The following is a 15,414-nucleotide window of genomic DNA, read 5'->3' as shown; positions in this document are numbered from 1 at the left end:
CATCGGGTGCGTAGCTGACGTGTCTTAGCGCACACCTCGATTGCCGTGGAAATGCCACCTTGGCTGTGCTTCCCTTACGTTATCAGCGGGGTCGAACATGCGCGCTATTCTCGCACTCCTGTGCCTTTTCTCAGGCTTTCCCGACGATGCATCAGCGGAAGGCTTCGATGCGACCCAGGAGAAGACCGAGAAGTATCGGGCATTCCTTTCGGAGCTCGCTGCCTCAGGGAAGAAACCGGGCTTTGAAACAGCGACCGATCTGCCCGACGGTCTGAAGCAGGCCATCGAGGCCTGGACTGGCCCGAGCTCCTAGGTTTCCAGACAGCTTGTCCGTTTCCTGCCCGAACTCCCGCGCCCCTGGCTCCAGATCATCGGCAGCGATGTCTTTCCGGGCTGCGTGTCATTTCAGGGGTTGCGCGAGCGCCCGTTAAAAGTTAGAGGAACCAAGCCTTTCGGCAGTCGGAGCGTAGCGCAGCCCGGTTAGCGCACTAGTCTGGGGGACTAGGGGTCGGAGGTTCAAATCCTCTCGCTCCGACCATTTATTTCCATGAATGACTGAAGCTGTATGGCCGGCCCCGTGGCCGGCTTTTTGCCGTCCGCGCCAGAATGCGCTCCCTTTTCATTTCCAGTCCAGCTGAAACAAAGCACCACTCATTGCGTTCGGGTCCCAACGGCGGCCCAGAGTCGAGCGCTCCTCCGGCGTGTCGCGGCCGAGCCGGGACATTTAGCAGGAGATCATCATGAATCGTCGTGCCCTACTCGGCGGCCTTGCCGCCGCGCTTGTCGCCGCCCCAGCCCTGGCCCAGACGGGCGGCTCCTCCCCCGCTACGCCTTCCGGTTCATCCGGAACCATGCCGATGAACCGGACGGGCGGGCAGATGAGCCAGGCCGATATGCAGCACATGCAGCAGACGATGCAGCTTGGCATGGTGGCCCTGGAGTCGAGCCGCATCGCGATGAACAAGGTGCGCAACGACAATCTGAAGCGTTTTGCGAACTTCGAAGTGCAGGAGCAGACCACCCTCTCGGAAGTGCTGCAATCGATGATGGAGCCTGCCGCCACAGCATCGACGGGATCGGCCGGCAATCAGGCCAGTCCATCCAACATGAACGTGCCGCCCATGCAGATGGACGCGTCAGCCCGCGACATGATGCAGAAGATGCAGAATCAGCAGGCCGGAGCTGAATTCGACAAGATGTATCTGCAGGCCCAGCTGCAAGGTCATCGCGACCTCCTGCAAGTTCAGGAACGATACCTGCAGTCGAATCCGCAGAATCGGGAGCATATGAATGTTGCCAAGATGGCCCGCGGTCACATCCGCGAACATATCGCCATGCTCGAAGAGATGCAGCAGACCATGCGCTAAGATCCAAGATCGCCCTCCGCCACTTCGAGACAAAAAGCCCGCTCCAGCTTCGGCTGGAGCGGGTTAAGTCTCAGGAGCAATCCTTGGAGGGATCCTTCCCAACCCGATCCAGGCCGGAATGTTTCATCCACCAGGGTGCGGCGTTCCAACCCACAGGCGATCTAGGCGCCGGCTGCTCCCACTCGTTGGTCTGAACTCTTCCCAGAACCGGTCGTTCTTAATCAGCCTAGGGAGGCTTGGAAAAGGACATCACCGTGACGAAGAGCGACGCGCAATATCGGGCAACCGCGCGGCACAACAGTCCGAGCACTCCGGCTGTGGAGCCCAACGTGCTCGCCTCGGTCCTCGAGCGCAACATCGACGCCCTGCGCGATAAGCGGCAGGAGGAGGAGCGAAAGGCCAGCCTACAGGACCGTATTGCGGAGCTGATCACCCGCTTTTCCGGCAGCATGGCCTTCGTCTACGTCCATCTGGTGCTGGTCGCCGGGTGGGTCGCGGCCAATCTCGGCCTCATCCCCGGTGTCCCGGCTTTCGACCCGACCTTCGTCATCCTCGCGACCTTTGCCTCCGTCGAGGCGATCTTCCTCTCGACCTTCGTGCTGATCAGCCAGAACCGTGCTGCTGCAGAGGCCGATCGGCGCTCCCAGCTGGATCTTCAGACCAATCTTCTGTCAGAGCATGAGATCACGCGCCTGCTGACGCTGACGCGTGCGATTGCCGAGCATCTCGGCATCCGGGAGGCGAGTGATCCTACCTTGGAGGAACTGGAGCGGCACGTCGCGCCGGAAAAAGTGCTCGACAGGCTGACGGAAGACGAAGAATGCCGCTCACCCTGAACGGCAGGGCTCGATGAAGGCTATCAATCCGGTAGGAAATGGTGGGCGGTGAGGGACTCGAACCCCCGACCTGCGGTGTGTAAAACCGAAGCTCTACCAACTGAGCTAACCGCCCGATGGGCCTGACATAAAAAGAGAAGGCCAACAACGCAAGCGTCGTCGGCCCTCTTTGCTAAAGCATCGGGCCCGAAAGTGGAATCACTTTCGGGATTATTCCGATCCTCGTCCCCTCGTTAGCGCATCATACGGTGCAGGAAACTGGATCCAGCTTTCCGCACGATGTGCTAGCGAATATCGCTCAAAAGGCGATCACTTCGCGTTGACGGCATCCTTCAGGCCCGCGCCGGCGCGGAACTTGGGGGTCTTGGAAGCGGGAACCTTGACCTTCTCGCCGGTGCGCGGGTTACGCGCCTCGCCGGCAGCCCGGTTGGTCACAACGAACGTGCCGAAACCGACGATCTTGACCTCGTCGCCCTTCTTCAGAGCGCCGGTGATAGCCTCGATGGCGGCATCGACCGCGTCACCAGCCTGGCCACGCGAAAGGCCCACCTTGTCGGCGACGGCCGCAACGAGCTCGCCTTTATTCATAGTCATATCCTCCAGTGATCACGGCGGTCGCAAAGGAAATGGTCCACCGTTTCAGGGACAACCCGTTTGGCGCAAAGCTTGTCCGTAGGCAAGCCCCGAAGTGGCTGAAATCAGCCGTTTTTTTGCACTTTTCATCAAAAAAGAAGCCCCGGGACGGGGGTCCAGGGGCTTCTGTCGCAACGTCAATGGTTCGGTTTTAGTGGGCGATCACCCCGGCCGAGTCGTCCTCGACGCCCGGCTTGTGAGCCTTGAGCTCCGAAGCCTCATCCCATTCTATGCGCTCCGGCATGCGCACGAGGGCATGCTGAAGAACCTGATCCATCATGGAGACCGGCACGATCTCCAGACCGTTCTTCACGCTGGCCGGGATGTCTACCAAGTCCTTGGCGTTCTCCTCGGGGATCAGCACCTTCTTGATGCCGCCGCGGAGGGCCGCCAGGAGCTTCTCCTTCAGGCCTCCGATCGGAAGCACCCTGCCCCGCAGCGTAACCTCGCCCGTCATGGCGATATCGCGGCGAACCGGAATGCCGCTGACGACGGAGACGATGGCCGTGGCCATGGCGATGCCAGCCGACGGACCGTCCTTGGGCGTCGCACCTTCCGGCACGTGCACGTGGATGTCCCGGCGGTCGAACAGGGGCGGCTCGACGCCGAAATCGAGAGCACGGGAGCGGACGTAGGATGCCGCGGCCGAGATCGATTCCTTCATGACGTCACGCAGATTGCCCGTGACGGTCATCTTGCCCTTGCCCGGCATCATGATGCCTTCGATGGTGAGCAACTCGCCGCCGACCTCCGTCCAGGCCAGGCCTGTGACGGCGCCGACCATGTCCTCGGTCTCCGCCTCGCCATAACGATAACGCGGCGGTCCAAGGAACTCGGGCAGGTTGTCGGTCGTGACCTCGACCGACTTGACCTTGGAGATCAGGATCTCCTTCACCGCCTTGCGGATGAGGTTTGCGATCTCGCGCTCCAGGTTACGCACGCCCGCCTCACGGGTGTAGCGGCGGATCAGCATGAGAAGAGCCTCGTCGCCGATCTTCCACTCCTTCTCCGCCAGACCGTGCTTCTGCATGGACGAGGGAATCAGGTGGGTGCGAGCAATCTCTGCCTTCTCCTCCTCGGTGTAACCCGCAATGCGGATCACTTCCATACGGTCCAGAAGCGGGCCGGGGATGTTCAGAGTGTTGGCCGTCGTCACGAACATCACATTGGAGAGGTCGTAATCGACTTCCAGGTAATGGTCGTTGAAGGTCGAGTTCTGCTCAGGATCGAGAACCTCGAGCAGGGCCGCTGACGGGTCGCCGCGGAAGTCCATGCCCATCTTGTCGATCTCGTCGAGAAGGATGAGCGGGTTGGACGTCTTGGCCTTGCGCATCGACTGGATGATCTTGCCGGGCATCGAGCCGATATAGGTCCGACGGTGACCGCGGATCTCCGACTCGTCGCGGACGCCGCCGAGCGACATGCGCACGAACTCGCGGCCCGTAGCCTTGGCGATCGACTTGCCGAGCGACGTCTTACCCACGCCGGGAGGACCGACGAGGCAGAGGATCGGGCCCGTGAGCTTGTTGGCGCGCTGCTGCACGGCCAAGTATTCGACGATGCGCTCCTTGACCTTGTCGAGCCCGTAATGATCCGCATCGAGCAGATCCTGGGCCGCCTTGAGGTCCTTCTTCATCTTCGAACGGCGGTTCCACGGAATGCCGAGCAGCCAGTCGAGATAGTTGCGCACGACGGTGGCTTCCGCGGACATGGGCGACATCTGGCGGAGCTTCTTCAGCTCACCCAGAGCCTTTTCGCGGGCTTCCTTCGTGAACTTGGTCTTCTCGATCTTCTCTTCGAGCTCGGCCAGCTCGTCACGACCTTCGTCGTCGCCGAGCTCCTTCTGGATCGCCTTCATCTGCTCGTTGAGGTAGTACTCGCGCTGCGTCTTCTCCATCTGACGCTTCACGCGGGTGCGAATCCGCTTCTCGACCTGGAGAACGGAGATCTCGCTCTCCATCAGGCCAAGCACCTTCTCAAGGCGCTGAGCGACGGTGGCCGTCTCGAGAATCGCCTGTTTGTCGGCGATCTTGATGGCGAGATGCGAAGCGATCGTGTCGGCAAGCTTTGCGGGCTCGTCGATCTGGGTCACGGCGGTCACGACCTCCGGTGACACCTTCTTGTTGAGCTTCACGTAATTCTCGAACTCGGACACGACGGAGCGGGCAAGAGCCTCGGCCTCCACCTGGTCACCGAGTGCGTCCGGAAGCGCTTCGGCTTCGGCCTCGTAATATTCATCCGTGCGGGTATAGGCCTTCACCTGGGCACGGCTCGCGCCTTCGACCAGTACCTTCACGGTACCGTCGGGCAGCTTCAGCAGTTGCAGGACGTTGGCCAAGGTCCCGACCTTGTAGATCGCATCCGTTGACGGATCGTCATCCGTCGCATCGATCTGGGTGGCCAGAAGAATGTGACGGTCCCCCTTGACCACTTCCTCAAGCGCGCGGATCGACTTTTCACGGCCGACGAAGAGCGGCACGATCATATGTGGAAAGACAACAATGTCGCGCAGAGGCAGAACCGCATAGGTTCCGGTCGAGCCTGGAACGACAGGCTGACGTGGCTTCGATTGTGTCATGAGACGGTATCCTTTTGACTGCGTCCGACGATCCCCTCGGATGAGCTGGATGTCAGACGAATAACCGGAATGCTCAGGCTCTTGTTATGGGCTGCATCCGGTACACCGGGCTCTCCCTCGGAAGATGAGCGGACAGCACCGGCGCAAGAGATAATGTGGCGTTGCGGGCCTGCTGTTTCAAGAAGATTGCCCACAACGCATCGGTTCATGAAGGGAGCCCCCGGGCGGCCGTTAGGCGCTGGCGCTTGCGGCCTGATCGTTGCGCTCACCATGGATGAAGAGAGGCTTGGCCTTGCCCTCGACCACCTCGGGACCGATCACCACCTGCTCGACGGAATCGAGGCCTGGCAGGTCGTACATGGTCTCCAGCAGGATACCCTCCATGATGGAGCGCAGACCGCGGGCGCCGGTCTTTCTCTCGATCGCCTTGCGGGCGATCATGGAGAGGGCCTCGTCCTGGAAGGTCAGGTTCACGTTCTCCATCTCGAAGAGACGCTGGTACTGCTTCACGAGGGCGTTCTTGGGCTCCTGCAGGATCTTCTTGAGGGCGTCCTCGTCGAGATCCTCAAGGGTCGCCAGAACCGGCAGACGGCCGACGAACTCGGGGATGAGGCCGAACTTCAGCAGATCCTCGGGCTCGACGGCGCGGAAGATCTCGCCCGTCCGGCGATCGTCGGGGGACTGGACCGTGGCACCGAAGCCGATGGACGTGCCCTTGCCGCGGCCGGAAATGATCCGCTCAAGCCCGGCGAAGGCGCCGCCGCAGATGAACAGGATGTTCGTGGTGTCCACCTGCAGGAACTCCTGCTGCGGATGCTTGCGGCCACCCTGGGGAGGCACGGAGGCCACGGTGCCTTCCATGATCTTCAGGAGAGCCTGCTGCACCCCCTCGCCCGACACGTCGCGCGTGATCGACGGGTTGTCGGACTTGCGGGAGATCTTGTCGATCTCGTCGATATAGACGATGCCGCGCTGAGCCCGCTCGACATTGTAGTCGGAGGCCTGGAGCAGCTTCAGGATGATGTTCTCCACGTCCTCGCCGACATAGCCCGCCTCGGTCAGGGTCGTGGCGTCCGCCATGGTGAAGGGAACGTCCAGGATCCTGGCGAGGGTCTGCGCGAGCAGGGTCTTGCCCGACCCGGTGGGCCCGATCAGCAGGATATTCGACTTGGCCAGCTCGACGTCATTGTGCTTCGTCGCGTGGGCAAGGCGCTTGTAATGGTTGTGGACCGCCACCGAGAGCACTTTCTTGGCGTGCTCCTGGCCGATCACGTAGTCATCAAGAACGCGGCTGATTTCCTTCGGGGTCGGCACCCCGTCGCGGGACTTCACGAGAGACGATTTCGACTCCTCGCGGATGATGTCCATGCACAGCTCGACGCATTCATCGCAGATGAAAACCGTCGGGCCAGCGATCAGCTTGCGAACCTCATGCTGGCTTTTGCCGCAGAAGGAGCAGTACAGCGTACTCTTGGAGTCGTTGCCGCCAGCCTTGGTCATTATCACATCTCCAATCCGTGCTGGGACAGCCCCTGCCAACCCAACACCTCTAAGTTATAGGCGACGGACCTAATAAAATGTTCCGTCGCTAAGAATTGAACGCCCAAATTGCCCTGTCTCCCGAATCCACATGCAATCACGCGGAGGCCGCGCGATCAATAGAAACGGGGTTACTCGGCAAAAAGACGCACCTGGGGGAATTTTGTCCCCAGGTTTTAAGGGTTAAGCCGGGGTGGCGGCCGGCTCGGGACGCTTCTCGATCACCTGGTCGATGAGGCCGAACTCCCGGGCCGCCTCGGCGGTCATGAAGTTGTCGCGCTCCAGCGCCCGGTCGATCTCTTCGTAGTTACGGCCGGTATGGCCCACATAGATCTCGTTCAGACGGCGCTTGAGGGCCTCGCTCTCGCGGGCATGGATCATGATATCCGTGACCTGGCCCTGATAGCCGCCGGAGGGCTGGTGGACCATGATGCGGGCATTCGGGAGGGCAAAGCGCATGCCCTTCTCGCCGGCGGTCAGCAGGAGGGAGCCCATGGAGGCGGCCTGTCCGACGCAGAGGGTCGAGACCGGGCAGCGGATGAACTGCATCGTGTCGTAGATCGACAGACCCGAGGTCACGACGCCGCCGGGCGAGTTGATATAGAAGGAAATTTCCTTCTTCGGGTTCTCGGCCTCGAGAAACAGAAGCTGCGCCACGATCAGCGAGGCCGAGTAATCTTCGACGGGACCCGTGAGGAAGATAATCCGTTCGCGCAGGAGGCGCGAATAGATGTCGAATGCGCGCTCACCGCGGTTCGACTGCTCAACCACCATGGGGACGAGCGTATTGTTAAAGAGCGCTACCGGATCTCTCATTGTCTCACTGCTCCAATTCGGCCGCGCGGGTGCGCGGCCGTGCAATTCATGCAAGCAGCGAGACGCTTAACGGAGCGTTACTCGCCCTTGCCGGCTTTCTCTCCGCCCTCGTCCTCATCGCTGAAGAGCGCGTCCTTGGAGACGGTTTCCTCGTCCACCTTCACCTGGGAGAGGATCTGGTCGACAACCTTCTCCTCGAACAGAGGAGCCCGGATTTCAGCGAGGGCCTGCGGGTTCTTCTGGTAGAACTCCCAAACCTGCCGCTCCTGGCCGGGGTACTGGCGGACCCGCTCGATGAGGGCCTGAGTCACCTCGTCGTCGGAAATCTTGATATCGGACTTCTCACCGATCTGTGCAAGGACCAAGCCGAGGCGAACGCGACGCTCGGCGATCTTCCGGTACTCGGCCTTGGCCTCGTCTTCCGTGGTGTTTTCGTCCTCGAAGGTGCGGTTGTTCGACTTCATGTCGCCGACGACCTGCGACCATACGGCAGCGAATTCCTGCTCGACCAGGGTCGGAGGCAGTTCGAAGCTGTACTTGGCGTCGAGGGAATCAAGGAGATCCTTCTTCACCTTGCGACGGGACTGTGTGTCGAAATCGCGCTTGATGGCATCGCGGATCGCGTCCTTGAGCTTGTCCAGGGATTCCATACCGAATCCCTTGGCCATCTCGTCGTCGATCTGGATCTCGCCCGGAGCCTCGACTTCCTTCACGGTCACGTCGAACTCGGCGTCCTTGCCGGCCAGATGGGCCGCCATGTAGTTTACCGGGAAGGTAACCTTCACGAGTTTGGTATCGCCCGCCTTGAGGCCGAGGAGTTGGTCCTCGAAGCCGGGGATGAAGGTGTTGGAGCCGAGCTCGACCCGAATGTCCTCACCCTTGCCGCCCTCGAACTCGGTGCCGTCGATGCGGCCTACGAAATCCACGACCACACGGTCGCCATCGACCGCGGTGCCTTCCTTCGTCTCGAAAGAGCGGTTCTGCTTGGCCATGCGCTCAAGCGATTCGGTGATCTCGGCATCGGTAACCTCGGCCACCGGCTTCCTGACCGTCACATCTGAGAGATCGGCAAGCTCGAAGACCGGCAGGACCTCGAGAGCGACGGTGAACGCCAGGTCGCCCTTGGCCTCCATGGCCTTCTCGACCTCTTCCTGGCTCTCCGGGAACTGGACCTGCGGCTCGTGGGCAAGCTTCAGATCGTTGTCCTCGACGATCTTACGGTTGGCTTCGTTGACGGCATTCTGCAGCACGTCCGCCATGACGGAGCGGCCATAGACCTTACGCAGATGTCCGACCGGCACCTTGCCGGGACGGAATCCGTTGATCCGCACGCGATCCTTGAGGGTCGACAATTCGCTGTTCAGGCGCTCTTCCAACTCGGTGGCCGGGAGCACGACCTTGAACTCTCGTTTCAAGCCTTGGGACAGTGTTTCCGTCACCTGCATGGTTTTATTCGCCTTCATTCACTCGAAAAAATTCTGTCAGGCTCCGGCCGATGCGGCGTCACGCCGTCAACCAGGCCGCTCGGAGCCTCCGGATAACCAACCCTGACGGGATTGGTGCGGGCGGAGGGACTCGAACCCCCACAACTTTCGTCGCTGGAACCTAAATCCAGTGCGTCTACCAATTCCGCCACGCCCGCGCGGGAGCGGCGCGCGAGGCGCACCCCTCTTCCGGGACGCGGCTCTATAGCATGGTTGACGAAGCGTGCATCAAAAAAGTTCGTGTGCGGCCAAATGGCAACCAAACTTGGCCGTTCACGTTCAACGCTGTACCGATGTCAGCATTCGCAAGCCCAGAGACGAGCCCGCCCTCATGATTACCCGCCGCGCCGTCACTGCCGGTCTCGCCACGAGTCTGCTCGCCTTCACCCGCGAGGCGCGGACCCAGGTCCCGAACGGTTCCGAACAGGTCCTGACGGCAAGGCCGACATCGATGAAGCTCCGCCCCGATGCCGCCGAAGCCGAGATCTGGGCCTTCGAGGGGACCTTGAGTCCGACACTGCGCATCAGGCACGGATCGGAACTGCGCTTGAGGCTCCAGAACGAGACCACCCTGCCCCTGTCGCTTCATTTCCACGGCGTGCGGGGTCCGAATGCCATGGATGGAGTCGGTGGCCTGACCCAGGAGCCGGCCGCTCCGGCAAAAAGCCATACGTATCGCTTCACTGCACCCGATGCCGGCACCTTTCTGATCCGCCCCTGTGTTCTGGGCGGCAGTGCCGAGCCTATGGAACGTGGCCTCTCAGGTCTCCTGATCGTGGAGGAGATTGATCCGCCACAGGTCGACCAGGACATTGCCCTGCTGGTGGACGACTGGCGCCTGAACGATGACGGGTCTCTCGCTCTCTTCGAGAAGCTCGCCGAGGCCGCTCCCGCCGGACGTCTGGGAAGCTGGCTCAGCGTCGACGGGAAGGGGACGCCGCAGCGGATTGAGGCGTCTCCCAGCGGGCGCCTCCGCCTGAGGCTCGCCAATGCCTGCAACGCCCGGACCATGCGCCTGCGCTTCGATGGCCTGAAAGCCTATGTCATCGCCGTCGACGGCCAGCCGACAAGCACTTTCGAGCCACTGAAAGCCTCCCTGCCTTTCGCACCCGGCACCCGCTACGATCTGCTGGTCGACCTTGCCCCCGAGGCGGGAGCGGTCGGCACCGTCATGGCCCTGATCGGAGACGGGATGCCCCTCGTCGAAATCGTGACGGCTGGCGACAGGCGGCCCGGACTGCCGGCCATAGCCCCACTGCGGCCCAATCCGAAGATGCCGGAGACCATCAAACTGCAGAGCGCCACCCGCAAGGACGTGACGATCAAGGGAGACCCGAAGCTTCCCAATGAACCCTGGACGATCAACGGCGCGGCGGGAAGTCCATCCGGCCCGCCGCTGGTCAAGGTGAAGCGGGGCACTCCGGTAGTGCTTGCGCTCACGAACCGGACGGCTTTCGTCCAGCCCGTGCACCTGCATGGCCACTCCTTCCGGCTGCTGCACCCCCTCGATGATGGGTGGGAGCCCTACTTCCTCGATACCGTGCAAGTGCCGGAGAACAAAACCATCCGTATCGCCTTCGTGGCTGACAATCCCGGCCAATGGCTTCTCGCCTCTACCGTCATGGAGCGATTCGACGCCGGTCTGTGGACCTGGATCGAGGTTACTTGAGCAAGTCGCGCAGCACTCCTGGCACCAGCTCGGCTAGGTCCTCGGCGATCAGCCCTGGACCGAAGCCGGCGGCGGCCTCAGCGTGGATCCATGCCCCCGCACAGGCGGCCTCGAAGGCGGGCACGCCCTGCGCCATCAGCCCCGCGATGAGGCCGCAGAGCGTATCGCCCGAGCCCGCGGTCGCGAGGTACGGCGTGCCGTTCTCGTTGATGGCTGCCCTTCCATCCGGAGCAGCAATCACAGTGTCCGGCCCCTTCAACAGCACGATGGCTCCGCTATAGGCGGCAGCACGACGGGCCTTCTCAATTTTCGAGGTCGGATCAAGGATATCCGGGTGATTCTTAAACAGGCGGTTGAACTCGCCAGCATGGGGCGTGAGTACCGTCGGAGCGTGGCGGAAAGCCCCGTGGAGCTCCGAGACCAGACCTTCAAAGGAGGTCAGCGCATCGGCGTCCAGGACGAGGTTCCGTCTTGCATGGACCGCGACGGCGACCATGGCGCGGGTGCCTGCATGGACACCCAGAGCCGGCCCGAGGACGAGGGCATTGAAACGCGTATCCTGAAGAATCGTGTGCAGCCCCTCGGGTCCGTCGCATCCCTTCAGCATGATGGCGGTCAGGTGGGCGGCATTGACACCTATCGCCTCTGGAGGCGAAGCGACGGTGACGAGGCCGGAGCCGATCCTGAGGGCCGCCCGAGCCGCCAGTCGGGCCGCGCCTGTCCGGGTCGCGCCACCGGACGCGACAAGGGTGTGGCCACGCTCATATTTATGCGAGGAGAGCCCGGGCTTCGGCAACGCATGCCGCCATAGAGCCGGACTGTTGGCGAACAGGCTCCCGCCCTTGGCCGCGAGGATCTCCCGTCCGATGCCGATATCGACGACGTCGACAGCCCCGCTGAACGCGCGCCCCGGCATCAACAGATGGCACGGTTTGCGGGCAGCAAAGGTCACCGTGTGAGCGGCTTTCACCGCAATGCCGCACACCTCTCCCGTATCGCCGTCGATGCCGGACGGGAGATCCACCGCCAGAATGGGCTTGCCTGAACCGTTCATTCGGTCGACCACATGCCGCGCCGCGCCGTCGAGATCGCGGGACAGCCCGGTGCCGAAGAGGGCATCCACGATGAGGTCGGCCTCTTGGAAAGGCGCATCCTCGATGGTGCTAACCCCTCCCTTCCAATCTCGCGCGGCCTCGGCGGCATCTCCCGTCAGACGGTTCAAGGCTCCCAGGAGTCCGACGCTCACCCGATAGCCTCGCTCGGCAAGAAGACTGGCCGCAACGAAGCCGTCGCCTCCATTCTGGCCTGGCCCCGCCGCGATGACGATCCTGCCTTCCTGAGAGACTAATTTTTCGGCAGAAGCGGCGACGGCGCATCCTGCCCGTCTCATGAGTTCGATGCCGGGAATGCCGCCTGCGATGGCCTCCAGGTCGGCCTGCTTCATTTCGGAAGCGGTCAGGACGAGTTCAGGGCGTGTCATGGAGGTGAAATCGTCTCGTTTTTGGTGAATTGGTGACGTTTTCCGCAACTGCACAAACTTTGATCATAATATGCCTATCAACTTGGCAGAATGGGCTGCTTTGAATCGGTGACCGCATGGAAGGCCCTTCTTGCTGGTGCTAAAAGCGGCAAAACCTCGAACGAAAACGGTTGACCGGGATGAAGAAGATCGAAGCCATCATCAAGCCCTTCAAGCTCGATGAAGTCAAAGAAGCTCTCCAGGAAGTAGGCCTCCAGGGCATTACCGTGATCGAGGCGAAAGGTTTCGGCCGCCAGAAAGGCCATACCGAGCTCTATCGCGGTGCGGAATACGTCGTGGACTTCCTGCCGAAGGTGAAGCTCGAAATCGTCCTGAACGACGAGATGGCCGAGAGCGCCATCGAGGCCATTCGCAAGGCAGCCCAGACCGGGCGCATCGGCGACGGCAAGATTTTCGTTTCGACGGTCGAAGAGGCCGTTCGCATCCGCACGGGCGAGACCGGATCCGACGCGATCTAAGCTCGCTTTCCCAAGCCGAGGCCTTTCAAGGCCAAGGACAATCTCTAAGGGCAGAAGAGGACCAGACGATCATGCAGACCGCCAAGGATGTGCTCAAGGCGATCAAAGATAACGACGTCCAATACGTCGACTTCCGTTTCACCGACCCGCGCGGCAAGTGGCAGCATGTGACCTTCGACGTATCGATGGTCGACGAGGACATGTTCGCCGACGGCATCATGTTTGACGGCTCGTCCATCGCCGGCTGGAAGGCGATCAACGAATCCGACATGACCCTCATGCCCGATCCGACGACGGCCCAGATGGACCCGTTCTTCTCGGCGTCCACCATGACGATCAACTGCGACATCCTCGAGCCCGCGACCGGCGAGCCCTACAACCGCGATCCGCGCGGCATCGCCAAGAAGGCCGAGGCCTATCTGCAGTCCACGGGAATCGCCGACACGGTCTATGTCGGCCCCGAGGCCGAGTTCTTCGTGTTCGACGACGTGAAGTTCATGGCCGATCCCTACAACACCGGCTTCAAGCTCGATTCCTCCGAGCTGCCGATCAACGGCGACACGCCATACGAGGGCGGCAACCTCGGTCACCGCATTCCGACCAAAGGCGGCTATTTCCCGGTCCCGCCGCTGGATTCCGCTCAGGACATGCGCGGCGAGATGCTGGCTGCCATGAAGGCCATGGGCGTGACGGTTGAGAAGCACCACCACGAGGTCGCTTCGGCCCAGCATGAGCTCGGCACGAAGTTCAACACCCTCGTGCGCACGGCCGACGAGATGCAGATCTACAAGTACTGCATCCACAACGTTGCCCAGTCCTATGGCAAGACGGCCACGTTCATGCCGAAGCCGGTCTATGGCGACAACGGCTCGGGCATGCACGTGCACCAGTCGCTGTGGAAGGGCGGCAAGCCCCTCTTCGCCGGCAACAAGTACGCCGACCTGTCCCAGGAATGCCTGTGGTACATCGGTGGCATCATCAAGCACGCCAAGGCCCTGAACGCCTTCACCAACCCGTCGACGAACTCCTACAAGCGTCTTGTCCCGGGCTACGAGGCTCCGGTGCTGCTGGCCTATTCGGCCCGTAACCGCTCGGCCTCCTGCCGTATTCCGTGGACGACGTCGCCGAAGGCCAAGCGCGTCGAGGTTCGCTTCCCCGATCCGACCGCCAACCCGTACCTCGCCTTCGCGGCGCTGCTGATGGCCGGTCTCGACGGCATCGTGAACAAGATCGATCCGGGCCAGGCGATGGACAAGGATCTCTATGATCTGCCTCCGCGCGAGCTGAAGAAGATCCCGACCGTCTGCGGTTCGCTCCGCGAGGCTCTCGCCAGTCTCGACAAGGATCGCGCCTTCCTCAAGGCCGGCGGCGTCTTCAACGACGACTTCATCGACAGCTACATCGAGCTGAAGATGGCCGAGGTCGCCCGGTTCGAGATGACCCCGCACCCGGTCGAGTTCCAGATGTACTACTCCGTCTAATCGGAAGAGAATCCTCCCAGCCGCTTTGACTGCGGCCTTCCTTTGCCGGAGCTCCTTGAGCTCCGGCTTTTTTGTTGTCCGCCTCGGAGGCAGGTCACAAGGCCCCGCTCTCCACGTCGAATCAAGCCGGAAGAGCTCGCAACGCGCATTCGGACAAGAGGGCCCTGATGTATTTGGGGCTCGTCATCCTGACCATGGGGCTCTTGCTCTTGGCCTCCATGGGCATCGAGTACGCACTTGCACCAGGCGGAAATCTCCTATTCCTGATCGGAAAATGGTTTGTCTCCTGGGCTGTGGGCGTCCGACTTATGCTCGCTGGGCTGCGTCAGATCTTCGGCCCAGCCGTCACGGCCGAAACGATTTTCAGAATCAAGGATCCGGACACGCGTAATGTCGTCATGGAACTGGGCTTCGGCAACGTCTCGACGGCGCCGCTTGCGCTTCTCTCACCTTATCGGACCTAATGGAACGCCTGCGGCGATTGTCGGCGCGGTTTTTTACGGCCTCGCAAGCCTGCAGCACCTGCGCAACACGGAGCGGACCAGGCTGGCGAACATTGCCCTGGCGTCCAACCTCTTCATCGCGACAATCGCAGTCCTTTATGTGATTGCGGCGTGAAATGACCTTGCTCGACGCGGGTCTTTGAGAGCGTCGATGGGATCATGGGACCCTGCTGACCGTTAACAACACTACCGGAGAATAACGAGAACGGCGAGGCCAGCTTTGCTCGCAGGACCCAGAGCGGTTTCCCTTATGTCCCGAACTTCAAGGGGACGAAGGTCAGCAACGACCTGTTGCGAGGTCCTCTTACGAACAAGAAAGGCCCGGGGTTCACCCGGGCCTTTCGTCGATCGCGGGAGCGATGGACTTAGTAGGTACCGAACTTGAAGTTCAGACCGGCACGCACCACGCCGAACTCGCTCTCGTCGCTGCCGCCCGTTGCGGTCGGGCTGACGAAGTTGTCGTCGCGCTCGAGGTTCACGTACAGACCTTCGATCTTGGCGGTCAGGTTG

The 15,414-nt window shown here is 61.6% G+C and carries 13 protein-coding genes and 3 tRNA genes; 8 read left to right on the top strand and 8 right to left on the bottom strand.

All coding sequences use genetic code 11. The annotated features are described in order from the left end of the window. Positions 1–97 precede the first annotated feature (97 nt). The 4 genes from KHP60_RS07895 to KHP60_RS07880 all read left to right on the top strand — a co-directional run bounded on the left by KHP60_RS07895 (position 98) and on the right by KHP60_RS07880 (position 2,203). The gene (locus tag KHP60_RS07895; protein WP_213563368.1) at positions 98–313 is read left to right on the top strand and encodes a hypothetical protein; all 216 of its coding nucleotides are present in this window, start codon (positions 98–100) and stop codon (positions 311–313) included. A 147-nt stretch (positions 314–460) separates the two neighbouring features. Next, positions 461–538 (top strand) — tRNA-Pro (locus KHP60_RS07890). Between the two features lie 202 nt (positions 539–740). Then, complete coding sequence (locus KHP60_RS07885; RefSeq protein ID WP_213563367.1) at positions 741–1,367, top strand: DUF4142 domain-containing protein; 627 nt, start codon at positions 741–743, stop codon at positions 1,365–1,367. A gap of 317 nt (positions 1,368–1,684) precedes the next feature. Continuing rightward, positions 1,685–2,203, top strand: a complete 519-nt coding sequence (locus KHP60_RS07880) for a DUF1003 domain-containing protein (protein ID WP_213563489.1) — start codon at positions 1,685–1,687, stop codon at positions 2,201–2,203. Positions 2,204–2,242: 39 nt separating this feature from the next. Here KHP60_RS07880 and KHP60_RS07875 read toward each other — a convergent pair. From KHP60_RS07875 to KHP60_RS07845, 7 genes are all read right to left on the bottom strand, one after another. Then, positions 2,243–2,318: transfer RNA gene (locus KHP60_RS07875), tRNA-Val, on the bottom strand. Positions 2,319–2,512: 194 nt separating this feature from the next. Continuing rightward, positions 2,513–2,791 (bottom strand): HU family DNA-binding protein, encoded by a 279-nt coding sequence (locus tag KHP60_RS07870; RefSeq protein ID WP_213563366.1) that lies wholly within the window; start codon positions 2,789–2,791, stop codon positions 2,513–2,515. A 196-nt stretch (positions 2,792–2,987) separates the two neighbouring features. After that, positions 2,988–5,414: an endopeptidase La gene (gene lon / locus KHP60_RS07865; RefSeq protein ID WP_213563365.1), complete on the bottom strand. Its 2,427-nt coding sequence runs from the start codon at positions 5,412–5,414 to the stop codon at positions 2,988–2,990. 231 nt (positions 5,415–5,645) lie between these two features. Then, the gene (clpX, locus tag KHP60_RS07860) at positions 5,646–6,914 is read right to left on the bottom strand and encodes an ATP-dependent Clp protease ATP-binding subunit ClpX (protein ID WP_152716194.1); all 1,269 of its coding nucleotides are present in this window, start codon (positions 6,912–6,914) and stop codon (positions 5,646–5,648) included. A 222-nt stretch (positions 6,915–7,136) separates the two neighbouring features. Then, entirely contained in the window at positions 7,137–7,769 is a 633-nt protein-coding gene (locus KHP60_RS07855; protein ID WP_152716192.1) for an ATP-dependent Clp protease proteolytic subunit, read from the bottom strand. Positions 7,770–7,846: 77 nt separating this feature from the next. Continuing rightward, on the bottom strand, positions 7,847–9,214 hold the full coding sequence (gene tig / locus KHP60_RS07850; protein WP_213563488.1) for a trigger factor: 1,368 nt from the start codon (positions 9,212–9,214) through the stop codon (positions 7,847–7,849). 112 nt (positions 9,215–9,326) lie between these two features. Next, positions 9,327–9,411: transfer RNA gene (locus tag KHP60_RS07845), tRNA-Leu, on the bottom strand. 173 nt (positions 9,412–9,584) lie between these two features. On the opposite strand from KHP60_RS07845, the gene KHP60_RS07840 reads away from it, so the two are divergent. After that, on the top strand, positions 9,585–10,922 hold the full coding sequence (locus KHP60_RS07840; RefSeq protein ID WP_213563364.1) for a multicopper oxidase family protein: 1,338 nt from the start codon (positions 9,585–9,587) through the stop codon (positions 10,920–10,922). Here KHP60_RS07840 and KHP60_RS07835 read toward each other — a convergent pair. Beyond that, a complete protein-coding gene (locus tag KHP60_RS07835; RefSeq protein WP_213563363.1) occupies positions 10,915–12,402 on the bottom strand; it encodes an NAD(P)H-hydrate dehydratase in 1,488 nt (495 codons plus the stop codon). The genes KHP60_RS07840 and KHP60_RS07835 overlap by 8 nt on opposite strands. A gap of 179 nt (positions 12,403–12,581) precedes the next feature. Here KHP60_RS07835 and KHP60_RS07830 point away from each other — a divergent pair, with 179 nt between their 5' ends. From KHP60_RS07830 to KHP60_RS07820, 3 genes are all read left to right on the top strand, one after another. Then, complete coding sequence (locus KHP60_RS07830) at positions 12,582–12,920, top strand: P-II family nitrogen regulator (protein ID WP_036360409.1); 339 nt, start codon at positions 12,582–12,584, stop codon at positions 12,918–12,920. Between the two features lie 71 nt (positions 12,921–12,991). Beyond that, complete coding sequence (gene glnA, locus KHP60_RS07825) at positions 12,992–14,401, top strand: type I glutamate--ammonia ligase (RefSeq protein ID WP_213563362.1); 1,410 nt, start codon at positions 12,992–12,994, stop codon at positions 14,399–14,401. Between the two features lie 167 nt (positions 14,402–14,568). After that, on the top strand, positions 14,569–14,865 hold the full coding sequence (locus tag KHP60_RS07820) for a hypothetical protein (protein ID WP_213563361.1): 297 nt from the start codon (positions 14,569–14,571) through the stop codon (positions 14,863–14,865). Positions 14,866–15,414: the final 549 nt, after the last annotated feature.

It is taken from the genome of Microvirga sp. 3-52, from assembly GCF_018383585.1.
Classification (GTDB): domain Bacteria; phylum Pseudomonadota; class Alphaproteobacteria; order Rhizobiales; family Beijerinckiaceae; genus Microvirga.
The sequence above is the reverse complement of the archived record's forward strand: the minus strand, read 5'-3'. Positions and strand labels throughout refer to the sequence as shown.